The sequence below is a fragment of the Aquipuribacter hungaricus genome, assembly GCF_037860755.1.
Lineage (GTDB): Bacteria > Actinomycetota > Actinomycetes > Actinomycetales > JBBAYJ01 > Aquipuribacter > Aquipuribacter hungaricus.
Genome location: NZ_JBBEOI010000024.1, coordinates 1 through 14,312 on the forward strand (window position 1 = coordinate 1; position 14,312 = coordinate 14,312).

Annotated in this window: 13 protein-coding genes; 5 read left to right on the forward strand and 8 right to left on the reverse strand. The window is 67.9% G+C overall.

Annotated elements, in window-relative coordinates; genetic code table 11:
- Positions 1–476: 476 nt before the first annotated feature.
- The gene (locus WCS02_RS05500) at positions 477–1,043 is read left to right on the forward strand and encodes a recombinase family protein (RefSeq protein WP_340290829.1); all 567 of its coding nucleotides are present in this window, start codon (positions 477–479) and stop codon (positions 1,041–1,043) included.
- Positions 1,044–1,214: 171 nt separating this feature from the next.
- On the opposite strand, the gene WCS02_RS05505 is transcribed toward WCS02_RS05500, so the two are convergent.
- Positions 1,215–1,409: a hypothetical protein gene (locus WCS02_RS05505; RefSeq protein ID WP_340290831.1), complete on the reverse strand. Its 195-nt coding sequence runs from the start codon at positions 1,407–1,409 to the stop codon at positions 1,215–1,217.
- 246 nt (positions 1,410–1,655) lie between these two features.
- Between WCS02_RS05505 and WCS02_RS05510 the strand changes: the two genes are divergently transcribed.
- On the forward strand, positions 1,656–2,138 hold the full coding sequence (locus WCS02_RS05510) for a hypothetical protein (protein WP_340290833.1): 483 nt from the start codon (positions 1,656–1,658) through the stop codon (positions 2,136–2,138).
- 127 nt (positions 2,139–2,265) lie between these two features.
- Here the strand turns inward: WCS02_RS05510 and WCS02_RS05515 are convergent, their stop codons facing one another.
- The 5 genes from WCS02_RS05515 to WCS02_RS05530 all read right to left on the reverse strand — a co-directional run bounded on the left by WCS02_RS05515 (position 2,266) and on the right by WCS02_RS05530 (position 8,346).
- The gene (locus WCS02_RS05515) at positions 2,266–3,258 is read right to left on the reverse strand and encodes a hypothetical protein (protein WP_340290835.1); all 993 of its coding nucleotides are present in this window, start codon (positions 3,256–3,258) and stop codon (positions 2,266–2,268) included.
- A 131-nt stretch (positions 3,259–3,389) separates the two neighbouring features.
- Positions 3,390–3,794, reverse strand: coding sequence for a hypothetical protein (locus WCS02_RS05520; RefSeq protein ID WP_340290837.1), 405 nt, complete (start codon positions 3,792–3,794; stop codon positions 3,390–3,392).
- 704 nt (positions 3,795–4,498) lie between these two features.
- Complete coding sequence (locus tag WCS02_RS21160) at positions 4,499–5,170, reverse strand: MAE_28990/MAE_18760 family HEPN-like nuclease (RefSeq protein ID WP_422665413.1); 672 nt, start codon at positions 5,168–5,170, stop codon at positions 4,499–4,501.
- Between the two features lie 10 nt (positions 5,171–5,180).
- On the reverse strand, positions 5,181–6,245 hold the full coding sequence (locus tag WCS02_RS05525; protein ID WP_340290839.1) for a DUF262 domain-containing protein: 1,065 nt from the start codon (positions 6,243–6,245) through the stop codon (positions 5,181–5,183).
- Between the two features lie 520 nt (positions 6,246–6,765).
- Positions 6,766–8,346: an ApeA N-terminal domain 1-containing protein gene (locus WCS02_RS05530; RefSeq protein ID WP_340290841.1), complete on the reverse strand. Its 1,581-nt coding sequence runs from the start codon at positions 8,344–8,346 to the stop codon at positions 6,766–6,768.
- Between the two features lie 283 nt (positions 8,347–8,629).
- Here WCS02_RS05530 and WCS02_RS05535 point away from each other — a divergent pair, with 283 nt between their 5' ends.
- The 3 genes from WCS02_RS05535 to WCS02_RS05545 all read left to right on the forward strand — a co-directional run bounded on the left by WCS02_RS05535 (position 8,630) and on the right by WCS02_RS05545 (position 11,852).
- Entirely contained in the window at positions 8,630–10,351 is a 1,722-nt protein-coding gene (locus tag WCS02_RS05535) for an N-6 DNA methylase (protein ID WP_340290877.1), read from the forward strand.
- Entirely contained in the window at positions 10,348–11,400 is a 1,053-nt protein-coding gene (locus tag WCS02_RS05540; RefSeq protein ID WP_340290843.1) for a hypothetical protein, read from the forward strand. Before WCS02_RS05535 ends, WCS02_RS05540 begins: the two co-directional genes overlap by 4 nt.
- Positions 11,401–11,630: 230 nt before the next feature.
- Positions 11,631–11,852 (forward strand): hypothetical protein, encoded by a 222-nt coding sequence (locus WCS02_RS05545; RefSeq protein ID WP_340290845.1) that lies wholly within the window; start codon positions 11,631–11,633, stop codon positions 11,850–11,852.
- A 913-nt stretch (positions 11,853–12,765) separates the two neighbouring features.
- On the opposite strand, the gene WCS02_RS05550 is transcribed toward WCS02_RS05545, so the two are convergent.
- Both WCS02_RS05550 and WCS02_RS05555 read right to left on the reverse strand, forming a co-directional pair.
- Positions 12,766–13,275 (reverse strand): hypothetical protein, encoded by a 510-nt coding sequence (locus WCS02_RS05550; protein ID WP_340290847.1) that lies wholly within the window; start codon positions 13,273–13,275, stop codon positions 12,766–12,768.
- On the reverse strand, positions 13,272–14,207 hold the full coding sequence (locus WCS02_RS05555) for a ParA family protein (protein WP_340290849.1): 936 nt from the start codon (positions 14,205–14,207) through the stop codon (positions 13,272–13,274). Before WCS02_RS05555 ends, WCS02_RS05550 begins: the two co-directional genes overlap by 4 nt.
- Positions 14,208–14,312 lie beyond the last annotated feature (105 nt).

The window sequence follows — 14,312 nt, forward strand, 5'->3', positions numbered from 1 at the left end:
AGTCTCCTTCGGTGGGGCCACTTCGAGGCGCCACCCTGGGGCCAGTTCGGGTTGACACACCCAGCGCTCGGCTGCACCAAGCCCTCTCCTGTGCCGCCGCCCAGTCTGAGGCCATCCGCAGACACAGCCGGGCCACACGTCGAACGTCCTTCGGGAGCCAAAGGCTCCGCCCCAGTAGCCGACCCTCTACTGACGACCATGCAGGTCAGCAGCACGGCGACGTCGACGTTGACGGCCGTCGTCCCAGCAGACCCGTCCGGACGTCGTCACCGGGAACGGGGCGGTGAACGGGGCACCCCTCCCCCACCCGACACCAGCAGTTGCTTGATGCTGTCGTCTCAGTACCAAGGTTCTGAGACGCCCGCCGTGAGACGGTCCCCGCTTAGACGGAGCTTGAGCGCTGGTCGTCTCACAAGTCGGTCCGAAAGTCGCGTGTCCGTCGATGTCGTCGGGCCGACTTCTGCGACAGTCCTGACGTGACCATCGTCGGGTACGCCCGAGTTAGCACCGACCACCAGCTCTTGGACCAGCAGCGCGACGCCCTGGCCGCCGCGGGCTGCGAGCGGGTCTTCACCGACCAGATGTCCGGGGCCCGCGAGGACCGCCCGGGGCTGGCGGCGCTGCTGTACTACGTCCGCGCCGGCGACGTCGTCGTGGTCGTCGCCCTGGACCGGCTCGGCCGTTCCCTGTCCGGGGTGATCCGGACCATCGAGACCCTCACCGAGGCCGGCGTCCTGCTCCGGTCGCTGCGGGAGGGCATCGACTACTCCACCGCGACAGGTCGGATGCTCGCCGGCATCTTCGCCGCCCTGGCCGCCTACGAACGCGAGCTCATGCACGAACGAGCCGCCGCGGCCCGAGCGGCCGCCAGGGCCCGCGGCAAGCACACCGGCCGACCGGCCAAGCTCACCCAGGCGCAGGCCCGGCAGATCCGCACGCTGCGGGACGGCGGTGAGTCGATCTCCGAGCTCGTCGCCGGGTTCGGCGTCTCCCGGGCCACCGTGTACCGGGCCCTGCGCGAGGAGCCGCTCCGGGCGCAGTGACCGCGGACGCGGGTCTCGGGATGGGCTGACCTGGTCGTCCGGGCCATGGCGACCCCACTTCCGTGGCGTAGCCGAACCAGCGTGTGCGGCATGTGCCCCTGCTGCGGGACCCCGACCCGACGCTGGCTGTGAGCCGTGGGCCGTGGGTCGTGGGTCGGTGCTCGTGCGGCGTCAGGCGGGGACGACGAAGCCGGTCGAGGAGAGAGTGAAGACGACCGCGAAGAGGGGGACGATCACGTGGACTGCGAACAGCACCATGACCTTGGTGCGCCGCCCGGGGCGGGCGAAGTACGCCGACACCCCCAGCGCCAGGAGAGTCAGCAGCGTCAGGGCCGTCGCGACCACTGCCGCCCCTGTCCGTCCCATCGCCAGACCGCAGTCCGGGTCGATGCGCGGACAGCCGGCCTCGAAGGAACGCACCCACCAGACACCGGCCTGCGAGGCGCAGGGTGACCAGGACGGCCGCCACGACGATGGTCAGGCGGCTGTCCCGAGGTGATGGCTGCATGGCTTCCTCTCCAGGACCGGTGGGTTGCGCGGCGACGGGTGCAGGCCACGCGGCTGCCCCGAGACGACCGTCCGAGACAGACTCCCGCGGATAGGTTCATCGGCGTGGGTCCCCCCGGCGCCGGGCACCGGTACCGCGACGAGCGTCGTAGCGAGGCTGGCCTGCGCCTGGTCGGCAGGGGCTTGCTCGAGGGTCCCCTGGCCGGCGCCGTCCTGGCCCCGTGCGTCCTGCTCGCCGCGAGCCTCGGGGCTGTGCTGCTCGAGCCCGGGGCACGTCCCGTCCTCGACGAGACCCTCGTCACCGTGCTCACCGCCTCGGTCGTGATTGGTGCCCTCCTGGGACTGGCCGGAGGCGTCCTCGCCTTGGTGTCGATAGGCGTGGTGGTCCGGTGGGGCCGTACCGGCTGGAGCTCGTCGACCTCGGTGTGGCTCGCGCCGGCCATGGTCGTCGGTCTCGCCACGCTCGGCCTCGCGGTCGCGGCCGGCTTCTGGGTCTTCTACGCCGCTGCCCTCCCCGCCGCCGCCGTCACAGGCTGGCGGAGCCACCGTGCGGTCGCCGGCTTCCGCCGTCAGGTCAAACTCCCCTGACCCGTCGCCATGGGCAGCTCGGGTGCTGGGGCAGCAGCCGAGCCCTCGCCGACCGGCACCCCTCTGCACGGCAGCACGGCAGCGGGCCACCACCCACTGCAGGGCAGCTGAACATCCCCCTGCGATCTCAGGACGTCAGGCGGGCGACCACGCCGGCCAGCGTGGTGGGCGCGAGCGGACCGACGAACAGCTGCTGCAGCAGTCCCCCGGTGAGCCGTCGTGCGGTGGTGCCGTCGTCGACGCCGTGGCCGCCGCACCCGGAATAGCGGACGACGACCTCATGGACCTCGTCGACGCCGGTGCCGTCGTCCACGCGCAGCACCACCAGCTCCTCCCCCAGCCGGGTCGACGCGGCACAGCTGCTGTCGTCGTCAGGCCCGCTGCCCGGCGGGGCCGCGACGACCTCCTCGATGAGCGCGGCCGCGTCGGCACCCTGCAGCAACGTCGAGGCCAGCAGCGGGTGGGGCAGGTCCTCGGTCGAGCCGGGCAGCAGGTACCGGCACGCCGACACCGCCACGACCTCCGCCGGCCCCGGTACCCCGGGCGGGCCCGACCGCGCGACGGGGCGTGAGCCCTCCTGCCGCAGTTCGCTGTCCACCGGGCAGCCGTGCACATCGATCCCGTCCTGGACCGGGCGCACGGAGGCGGTGACCTGCGCCATCTGCTCCGGGTCGTCGGAGGTGACGGCGACCGAGACGCCGGCCACCTCGACGGCCTCCACCGCCCAGCTGCCGGCCAGCTCCCGCCGCGCGAAGGGCGGGAAGGTCCCCAGGTCCACGCCGGCGGCGTAGCTGTCGGCCGGCCGGTCCTCAGGACACGCGATGGCCGGCATCAGCGCCAGCGGGCCACGGTTGACGCCCGGGCTGGGAGCCCCTCCCCCGCGGTCCGCGCACCACGCCCCATACCCGGCGACCCCGGAGGTGCCATTCCCCCACTCCTTGGGCACCTGCAGCTCGATCCCGCCGAAGGACTCCCAGCGCCAGCCCGGGTCGGCGCCCGACGACCCACCCGTCGTCGCACCCGACCCGCCCACCGACCCAACCGCCGACCCGGGATCGCCCCCGCACCCCGCGATCAGCAGCAGCGCGACCGCGGCCAGGACGCTTCGACGACGCGACATGCCCGTCAGACTCCCCCGAGGGGCGGCCGGTTCCGGCCCACCTACAGGACACGGCAATGCCCGCGGGGGGCGGTCGACCGATGGACCGACCGTCCCCGAGCGAGGGGCCCTCGCGGCGGCCCTGCGTCCTGCTAGAGCTCGAGACCGGGCGCGTCGTCTGGATCGTCTTGGAGCTGGGCGCGCTGCTCCTGCCGTATCCCGGCGCGGGTTCCCCAGATCGTCAGCCGGCCATCCTCCTCGACGAAGGCGGCGACGCCGTCCGGTCCCCAGTTGGTGTACCCGATCCGGTAGTCGACGTTCGTGCTCTCCTGTGACCCGTTGCCACCGGGTTCGCCTACCTCGAGAAGCTCACCGGTAGGGAAGCGCAGCCTCGCACCAGCGAGGTCGCACTCTTGGTAGTCGCCGAGGTCGGCGACCGGGACGACGGTCTGCGTCAGCGCGTCGACGCCCTCGCAGGGGGACAGTTCGCTGCTGCCGCTGCGAAGCCGGATGCCACCCGGCTCAGGACTGCACCCACACAGGACCAGCAGGCTCACGAGAAGCGGACAGGTCAAGGTCCTGAGCGACGGAGTCAGACGACCTCGAGGCTCAGCCCATCGAGTACGCGGGTGGCATCGGGCCATACGTGAAGTCTGTCTGCACGACGAGGTTCTCGTCACCCGGTGGTCGTGGCGGCTACGGGCAGCGCCCCCGCGCCCCCGCTCCCCCGGCCCCGACGGCGTCGCAGTACAAATTACCGTCCGGCGACGAGGCGGCCACCGCGGAGCGCAGACCCCGAGCAGCGCCAGCCTCTGATCTGGCCGCCATTACAAGACACAGTTGTGGACCTTGCTTCTGGGACACCCCACCCCGGTGGTCCCGGCCACCCGCGAGGACCTGCAGGGCCCGTCCCACTTCCAAGGAACTGGGACGGCCTAGGCGGTGCAGCGGAACCGTCCGAACTGAGCAAACAGCCCGTGGACACAAATTCGGGCAGCAGTTCCGGGACGAGCCAGCCCGGGCGTCCGCACCTGCCCCCAGACCTGGCGGCACGTGTGGAGCGGGGACGGACGGCAGCGGGGGCCACGCTCGTTGTGGTCGTGGCCCTCGAACGGCGCGGACGCTGCGGGGTGATCCGCCGCCGACACCCGACTTCGCACACGTCCGTTTCCGCGAAACCTTTGACGGCTCAGCATGAGCTAGGACGCGTCGCGACAGGCCGGGCACCGGGTCGTGATAGTGCAGGGCGCGATACCAAATGTTATCTTAAGTACAAATCTTTCGCTAAATAACTGTCGATGGCGGCGACAAGATGAAGCGCACAGTCCTCGATCTGCGCTACGAGACGCAGCAGCGAAGTGACGTCTTTCCTTCCGGCTATCTCACGAGAATCGACGTCACCATGAGCCAGATCGTTTCTTGCGTCGGCCAGATCTTTCAAAGCCAACTTGTGTCTCGCGGACGGCAACGGGTCGCCTTCGAAGCCAAAGATACTCCATAAAGACTCGAAGTGCCCCGACCGAATTGTCCTCCCATCGAGCGGGAGAATAGCTAGATTGAACAGTTCTTGGTGCTGATCCTGACAGGACTCAAGCGTGGCGGCACGCCGTACCCACATGCGCATTCCGCTGGCATCCCTAAGTGCGTCAAAGTCAGGTGAGCGAATCAGGGATAGAAGACTAAGTCGCAGCTGACCCGCGCTAAGAGTCTTAGTGTTCAGTTGCTGTAGCAGGCCCGTAACGCAATCTTTGACTAAAGCTTCTAATGCCGCGGCAGTGTATACATACGCGGCTGCGCGTACCCCTACGCGCAGCTCGCGGGTCGCGTGGTTCGGGGCACTCACGTCGCAGTAGTACAGATCTTGCCGGATGCGTCCCGCTCTCTGGGAGAACCGCTCCAGCTGGTTCTCCAAGAGTGATGCCGGAGCTCGCACCGGAAGTGCACTAGGCAAGATCGGCCTGGACGCTTCCGCTGAGCAGGTCCTTCGCTCTGTTGATGCGGTCGTTCAACTTGCGAGCCGTATTCGTGGCGCCCGTGCTTGCATCTACAAGAGGCCGGTCGTCAAGCCATCTTGGTCCAGGGTTAACCAGAGTACCTGCGGTTGCAAGGACCTCAGCGGCTGCGACCATCGCAGCCTCGAGTTCATTCTTTGGCGTCACATTCGTGTTAACGCGCAGGAACCGGCCGCCTACCACCCTCGCTAGTTCTTCAACAACTTGAAGGAACTGACTCCTGCCTGAGTCCACGTCGAACGAGGTCTGGTTTGCCTCCATGTAGTCATTCAGAAACTTGCCAACGGCACCCCTGAAGGCGGTCCGATTGTTTAAGTACGCGAAAAACTTGAGGACCAGCTCCTCGCGGGTGGCATTATTCTCGTCGGCTTCCTGCAACTTCAATAGCGCTGAGAACTTCTCCGTGAGCGCCAACTCACGCAAAAGAGAGTTGAAAGGTCCTTCGTATATGCAAGCGCGGACTTCTTGGTCCGAAAGAGCGACCGCACCTCTGTTCAATCTTTCAAAGGTGTCGAACCTAGTCTGGGGGTCGCTCTTATCGGACAACGCGGTTACTCCCACGCCACGCTTCGTGAAATTCATGCGAATTGGGGCGGGGAGGGCGTCGAAGGTAAGTCCGTTGAACTCGGAAAGTTTACGGAGGCCCGTAAGGGCGAGCGGAGCATCTTTCTTGATCTCCTGCATTTGCTTCGCGGATTTACTTGCAAAGTGTATTAGCGTGGAGATGCGCTGTAGGCCGTCTACTACCTCCCACGTGCCGTCAGCGTTAGTAGCGAAAAACAGGTTAGGAACAGGCAAGCCCAATAAGAGCGATTCGATAAGTCGGGACTCGGCCTCCTCATTCCAGCGGAACTTTCGCTGATACTCAGGCGCTCGGTGCAGTTCCCCGGCGTCTGCCATGGCTAGCAATTCGCGCACAGTGATCGTGTACACATCAACATCGACTTTCCGACGCTGATCCTCGAGTTGACTCTGCATCTCTTGTACGTCGGCCATGGAGTGACTATACGCATGAGTCGTGGAGCCGCATACGGGGCTTACCCCGCGAGTCGCTGTACCAGGTAACGGCGGACGAAGTTCGAGGTGTAACGAAAGTCAGCTCGTACGTGCTGCAGTAAAATGTTGACCCGGCCACCCGAGACGGTCCGCGGATTGGCTGTACTCGGCCGCCCGGGCTGCAGGACCGATCCAGCCGCCCCGCTGCAGCCCCTTCTACCGGCAGCGAGGTCAAGCAGCTGTTGCTCGCCTACCGCAGCGTGCACCGCTGCGGCTATGACGAGACAGGCGCCCAGCTCATGGCCGTCGCCGACGACCTCGCCTGCCCCACTTCATGTAGGAAGACCTGCTCCTTCAGGCACGAAGCCGCGGGGTTCCCACACGGGACGAGACAGCCCGCGACCTGCGTCGCGAGTTCTGGTCAGCCCTCCTTTAGGGGGACAGTTAAGCGGCTAGCACGTCGACGGCACAGTCTGCGTGGCACCGTCATGCAAGCAGTCAGCGTCAACGGCCGTCGACCCTACTTGTCGTATATACGCGGATACGACTTCCGTGCTCCCCGAAGAAAGTTTGAGTAGCTTTCGTACCTCTCGAAGGCACTGAGCAGCGAGTCAACGTGCACCCCAGCATGCAGGAACAGTCTCGCCGTAAGTAGCCACCTGAGAGACCGCGCCAGCACGTCCCACTTACGGACATCGTCCTCAGCCGGGTTGCTGCTAAGCGAGTGCGCGAAGCCGACGCGGGCGTTCACGACGGCTGCCTTCCACCGGTTCTGTCGGCCGGCTACTCCCGGTAGTACCCCGCTCACCTCTCCTAGCAGCATCGCAAGCCGTTGCGGAAAACTAGGTTCCCAGAGGTATTGCACCAAGGCATGGCTCAGCATCCCCGCGATCTCCGGCCGAAGACGGATACCCGGCGTGGCCGCGTCTTGCCCGTCCGGGTGTGAACCCTCCTCAAGTACTCTCGTTACCGCGCTTCCGAAATCTGCATCAGACGCTAGAGCGTCCAGGAATCTGGCGCCCTCCTCAACTTCATGAGCCGTATACCTGCGCTGATCGCGATGGATGCGGCGATGCAATCCCTCGGCAGCCGCAGCGAGTTCTAAGAGTCGGCTTTCCACCGCACGGCCGGGTGAAGTCGCAGCTCCCGCGACTAATTGAGGCAAAGGTGCCAAGTCTGCGAACTGCTCAATCCAGGTCACGAGCGCCTCGGAACCAAAGTCCTCAAAGCTCAGCAGCGGGGTCCCTGTATCTGTCGGCGCCTCAGCCTTCACAACAGGACTGTGCACCTCCAGCCAGCGGTCGGTCTCTGGGTCATGGACCCGCAGTTCTAGCGGCGGGCATTCTTCACCGAAGATCATGCTCAAGAGTGCCGTAAAGGGCGCTACAACGTCGCTGAAGAGCTGCTCAACCGTCCGCCCCTCAGGCGCACGCCAGACGAGCCATGTATCTGTTCCAACGCTAGCGCCAGACCAAGTTGGGCTGGGAACAGTCCAAGACGCTTCAAATTCAAGAACCGCGTTCAGGCCCGGCACGGCGACCCTAATCGACTCAGGTGCCTCGTAGTTGATGTGTACTTGGTGATCGTCCGATATTTCGACCAAAAGACCAGGGAGCCCGACCCACTGATCGAGCTGGTGCAGTCGCAGCCGAGCAGCGTCGAACCGATATTGCGCCGAGTCGATGAGACCGCCAAGCAACGCGTAGCGGCCCTCAACTACTTGGCTAGCGAGCGAACCGAACATGTCACTCGTGCGTAGCCGAGTCTGCGCGTCTATAAGGGTCACGCGCCCGTACCCGCCGAGCAACTTCCCGTGCACAACCAGATCCCGTTCGTTCCCCATTGGAGTTGGCCCCCAAGCGGTCACGCCATTAGCGCTACTCTCGATGAACCGCAAGGACGGTGTTAACTCGCCGACAACCTCCAACCGCGGCCAGTCTCGGGACACGTCAAGTCGGCCAGTTAGGGTGTCGTCATCCGAGTCTGGCAACCAAAATCGGCCGTTCGCTTGGCCGCCGGAGTCTGCTAGTCGTGGCACGATTGTCCCTTCTGTTGTTCGCAAGTAAGCAGTAGCGTCCAGGAGTGACTGAGGAGAAACCATAGATGTTAGGGAACTTGCGCTAGCGCGACATTGACCCTCGCCAACTCGGCGCTCAGTGCGTCATCTCATCCTGGCGGGGGGTGGAGTCGCTGGCTAGGCAGGCGGCTGCGGCCGACGTCAGCCATCCGCAGCCGCTGCCCTGGCGCTACCGGCCACCCTGGTCACGTCGAGACCAGATCTGTCGCCAGACGCAGTCGTCCTCAAGCGCACCTGTTCAGCACGGCCCACGCCGAGGGGGCTGCGGTGGGTGGGCGGTGTCATGCGCCAGGATGCCCGGGTGAGCATGGATGCAGCCCTGGACCTGGACACCGCGGGGCTGCGGAAGGCGCGGGGGGCGTTCTTCACGCCCCAGCCGGTGGCGGAGTACGTGACGCGGTGGGCGGTGCGGCAGGCAAGCGACCGGGTGCTGGAGCCTTCCTGCGGGGAGGCGGCGTTCCTGCTCGCGGCGCTGGAGCGGCAGACCGCCCTGGCGGCAGACGGAGACAGCTCACAGCGCGGTGACCTCGCCGGGGTAGAGCTGCACGCAGCGTCTGCGAAGTCTGCCCGGCAGTACCTGCGCGCTGCCGGGGCGGGCGAGGTCGATGTCTGCGGGGGGGACTTCTTCGCGGTCGAGCCGTCGGCGACGTTCGACGCCGTGATCGGGAACCCCCCCTACATCCGCTACCAGGACTTCTCGGGTCTCAGCCGGACCGCGTCGCGGGCCGCGGCCCTGCGCGCGGGGGTGTCCCTGACCGGGCTGGCGTCGTCCTGGGCGGCGTTCACCGTGCACTCCGCGCTGTTCCTCAAGGACGGCGGCCGCCTGGGGCTGGTGCTGCCTGCGGAGCTGTTGTCGGTCAACTACGCCGCGCAGGTCCGCGAGTTCCTGATGCGCCGCTTCGGCCGGGTGCGGTTGGTCCTGTTCACCGAGCGCGTGTTCCCTGGCGTGCTGGAAGAGGTCGTGCTGCTGCTCGCCGAGGGCACCGGGGGCACCGACCACTGCGAGCTCCTGCAGGTCCACGGCGCCGACGACCTCTCCGACCTCGACGCTGGCCACGAGTCGACCTGGACCCCCGCCACGACGAGCGGGAAGTGGACCTCGGCGCTGCTGCCCGCGGCCGCGGCCGCGCCCTACGCCCACGTAGTCACCGGAGCCGGCTTCACCACCCTGGACGCCTGGGGCGACACGACGCTCGGCATGGTCACCGGTGCGAACTCCTTCTTCGCGCTCAGCCCCGCCCGGGCACGCAGCCTCGGCCTGACGAAGGAGGAGCTGCTGCCGCTGTCCCCGCCGGGCAGCCGGCACCTGCGAGGCCTCTCCTTCACCAGCACCATGCGCACCGCCCTCGGCGAGGCGGACGCCCGGACGCTGCTGTTCCGACCCTCGGGGCGGCCGAGCGCAGCCGGCGCCGCCTACATCGCCCAGGGCGAGGCGCAAGAGGTGCACCTGGCCTACAAGTGCCAGGTCCGGACTCCCTGGTGGCGGGTACCGCTGCTGGCACCGGCCGACCTGCTGCTGACCTACATGAACTCCGACACCGCCCGGCTGACCACCAACACCGCCGGCGCCCGGCACCTCAACAGCGTGCACGGGGTCTACCTGCACCCGGACGCACGTGACGTCGGGCGTCGGCTGCTGCCGCTGGCCTCCCTGAACAGCGCCACCCTGCTCGGTGCCGAGGTGGTGGGCCGCGCCTACGGCGGCGGGATGCTCAAGCTCGAACCGCGGGAGGCGGACCACCTGCCCGTCCCCTCCCCCGCCCAGGTCGAGGCGGTCGGTCCCCAGCTGACCGCGGTGCGCGACAAGGTCACCGCGCGGCTGCGGGCCGGGCGCCTCCTGGACGCGGTGCGCCTGGTCGACCAGGTCCTCCTCGCGGACGGCCTCGGCGTGGACAGGGCGCAGCTGGCTGCGCTGCAGGAGGCCTACGTCGTGCTCGCCCAGCGCAGGCGCGCCCGCGGCGCCGGCCCCAAGGACCGAGCAGCGCTCAACGACCGCACCCCCGGTGTTGGCGGCGGACGACGCGCATGAGCAACCAGTCGCTGAAGGCGGAGGCCTGGACCCTCTACGACGAGATCGTCCGGCAGGCCAGCACGCCCGGGTACAGCAACCCCTGGCACACAGACGGTGCGGGCCAGCCGCGGTACCGAGCCGACTACCCCACCCTCCAGCGTCTCCTCGGCGTACCGCTGCTCTTCAAGGACGAGGCCACCGGGAAAGAGTCGGCCAGTTCTCAGTCCGGTGTCCCAGCCCTGGCCCTGGACGTGTGGACCGCCTACGAGCTGCGCCGCGCCGGCTTCGACCCAGACCTCGTCTGGCCCCGCGCTGAACCACCGCGCATCCTGCCCTCCACGCTGGTCGCGATGCGGGCCCTGGCCACCGCCAAGCAGCGCAAGGTCCTGGACGAGATGCTCGCCTCAGGCAAGACCTACAGAGACGAGACCGGCGCCAGCGCCAACATCCTCGGCAAGAACTACGTGAAGCAGGTCGACGTCGTCATGTCGGCCTGGCGCACCGGCCCCGAGATCATGATCTCGACCAAGCGGATGGACTCCTCCTTCGGCAAGAACGCCGCCAACCGTGTCGAGGAGAGCTACGGCGACGCCAAGAACCTGCGCAGCCGCCACCCGCAGGCCGCGCTCGGCTTCGTCTACGCGCTGCGCTCGACCGCCCTGGCTCCGGAGAACAAGGCCACGGCCGACTGGATCATCGACCTGCTCGGCAAGCTCGGCCGTGAGGACGACGCCTACGACGCGGTCGCCCTCATCATCCCGGAGCTGCCAGGGCCCACCTCCCCGGAGGACGACGACGACGAGGAGAACCCCCTGGTGGCGGCGGGAGTAGTGCAGCCAGACCCAGAAGACCAGGCGGTCCTCCTGCCGCTCGACCTCCCCCCGACCCAGCTCGAACGTCGACTCGCAGAACTCCCCGCCATCGGCCTGCGCCAGGACGCGGTGCCACCCAACCTGTCCCCGGACAACTTCTTCCAGATCATCGCGAACCGCGTCCTGGACCACTGCCCCATCACGTTCCACCGGGACGCCAGAGACCGCCGGGAGGCAGCCAACCCCGACGACTGAAGGCGGTGCACGGGTCCAGGCGGTCGGCCCACCCCCGAGGACGGCTGCCGCGCCCGTTAGGCCACAGCAGACGCCGTCGTTGCGCAGTGCGACGGCCGCGTCTCCGGCCGTTCTAGACACCGGCGGTGGGCTTCCCCGTAACGCCCACCGCCTGCCGGGGACAGGCGCTACGGTGCTGCGGCCTCAGGTCGACATGAGATCTCGGGGTTGCGCTTCTGAAGGAGGCTCAGGTGAAGGGTTCGATGTATCCGGACGCCGCAACGATTCGCGCATGGATGCTGCGGTCCGGCAGGCCCGTCGGTTCGCGCGGCGCCATCTCGGCGCAGGCGCACAACGAGTACCGGGCTGCTCTCGTCGCCGCCAAGCGCCTCCGCGCAGGCCTCGTCGCTGGCCAGGTTCTGGTCATGGCAGCACCTCACATCCTCAGGGCCGCCGTCAGGCGCCGGGCATGAGTTGACCGCCCCGGACACTCCAAGCAACCTCACGCTTCTGCCCGGCGTCGCCCTCCTGCTCCTGCACGGTGAGACCGCGCCTAGTTGGCCGAACTCATCGACGAGCTTGTCGGTGTCGAGCCAAACCTCGCTAGACGGCGGGTCGGCTGGGCCGCAGTAGCGGACGCCGCTGAGGGTGCTGGCCGCGGATGCCGCCGCGGCCAGCATCGAGACGCCGGGCATCTACTCGGCGTGCTGCTGGGCCAAGGCACGGTTGGCGGGCGGGGTCTGGACGGTGACGCCCGTGCTCGTCGGCAGCGGCCAGCAGCATCGGTACCAACCGCTCCCGCAGCGTCGGCCCTTACCGATCCCCCGGCGGAGCAGAGATGCTCCTGTACGTGCCAGCCGTCCCGGCGTGCCACCACGGCCAGGGCCGCGTCCCGCCCCAAGGCTCAGGTAGTACCGGGCCCCGACGGCGCAGGGCCACCCACTCCCACCAGCAGCACCGGGGTGCACGGCCACCCCGCCACAGCGAGGAACGCCGAGAACGCCCGCTCGAGCATGCTCCCCCGCCCCGCTCCGTGCGGAAACCCGCGCTCGGCCCACCAGACCAGCCGCAGGGCGTCACGGCTACTGGCGCTGGGAAGGCCGGGCACGTACCCGGGGGTCCCCTCCCCCGGTTCCCGGAAGCTCCCGCCGACCAGATCCACCAACTTTCGAACCTCCTGGACGTCACGCGACAACTTCACCCCGTCCCGGCCCAAGGTGGACCCCAAGGCCTCGTAGACCAGGTCGAAGGCCTGATCAGGTGCCGCCGGCTCCTTTACGGGACGGGTGAGTCGGGCCGCCTGAGTCAGGACCCGCACCGCCTCGACGAGCACACTCTCGTAGGGCCTGCCTCGGTCTGGCCAGTCTGCTCGTTCATGGTGGCTTCCTATTTCGTGCGGCTCAGTGACGCGGGCTGGAGGGGCGGCAGGCCGACGCTGGAGCGCAGCTCATCCTCGGTGGTGCCGCGCAGGCGGCGGGGGTCCTGCAGGAGGAGGTCGACGGCGACGCGGACGAGGGTGTTGTCGGTGATCCTCTCCCCCGTGCCGCTGCGGGCACCGTTTCGGCGGGCTTCGTTGAGGGCGCGTGTGAGGTTGGCGAGGTCAGCGACCTGCTGGGCGTGCATCCGGGCCTCCCGACGCACCAACTGGAGGTACTTGGGGGTCGGTTGAGTCTGTGAGTCCGGTAGTCCGTAAGTCTGCGACTCCGTGACGGTCGAGGCGAGACTCTGCTTCTCGCCGGTCGGCGCCTCGGTGACCGCGGGCGGGGTCGCGACGCCGGCGCCGGTCTCCTCGAGGCGGTTAGAACGGATGAGGCGGGTGACGCTGGCGGGGCTTCCGGTGCGGGGCGGCAACCCGCCGAGCGCACGTCGGGGGGCCGGGGCTGGTTCGAGGCTCATGGAGTCCCTCCTGGGGCGGGGGCAGGTGTGGTGCTCTCGCGGGCGGAGATGCGCGCGATGATCTCTTCGCCGAGGGCCTGAAAGTCTTCGGCGAGGCCAGTGGCGCTGCGGGATCTGGGGCCCTCTCCCCCGGCTTTCCCCGCGGTGGTGCCACGTAGGCGCTCGTACCACTTGGGAGCAGCTAGGACGGCTTCTTCAAGCTCGTAGGCGAGGAGGCCGCGGTCGCGGGCCTCTTGAGCGGCGGCTTCGGCGTGGCGGATCGCGGTGGTGAATAGGGCGACGGGGGCACCCAGGTCGTCGGCGATGGCGGCGCGGGCAGTGTCGCTGACGCGGCGGGCGTTCCGGGCGAGGCCGAACAAAACGACGCCGAGAAGGTCGAGGTCGGGGTTGATGTCGACGACGGCGTCGAGGCGGCGGGCAACATTGAGCAAGCCCTTACGAGAAGAGGCGTCGCTCTTGACCGGGATGAGGGCCCAACGGGCGGCGGCGAGGGCGGCTTGCTGGAGGCTCTCCTGCCCGGGTGGGCAGTCGATAAGGACAAGGTCGTAGTCATCGACGTAGCCGGCTATGGCATCAGCTAGGGCGGTCTTGGCGGCGGTGGGGTCTGTATGTCCGCGCAGGGTCAGACTGGTGGCGGCCCTGTCAAGCTCAGAGCCGCCGACGAGAACGTCGAGCTGGTTGCGGATGCCGGTGCGCGGCGAGACGGGCGAGGCGAAGGCGAGGGCCTGCGCGAGGGCCTGGCCGTCGTCGTCGGCGGCGGTACCGGCGTAGCCGAGCTCCTCGGCAAGGTTGCCTTGTGGGTCGAGGTCGATCAGGAGGACCCGGGCTCCTCCGGCGGCGAGCATGCCGCCAACGTTCGCGGTGATGGTCGTTTTCCCGACGCCGCCCTTGCCATTGACGACGGCGACGACGCGGCTGCCGGCGTAAGACATCCATCCCCACGGACTCTGTTAGTTCGTGATTGGTTTAGGTACGTGGCTCGCAGAGTCACAGAGTTCGCGTCCTCCGTGGCGCAGACACGCCGTTGCATGAGTTCC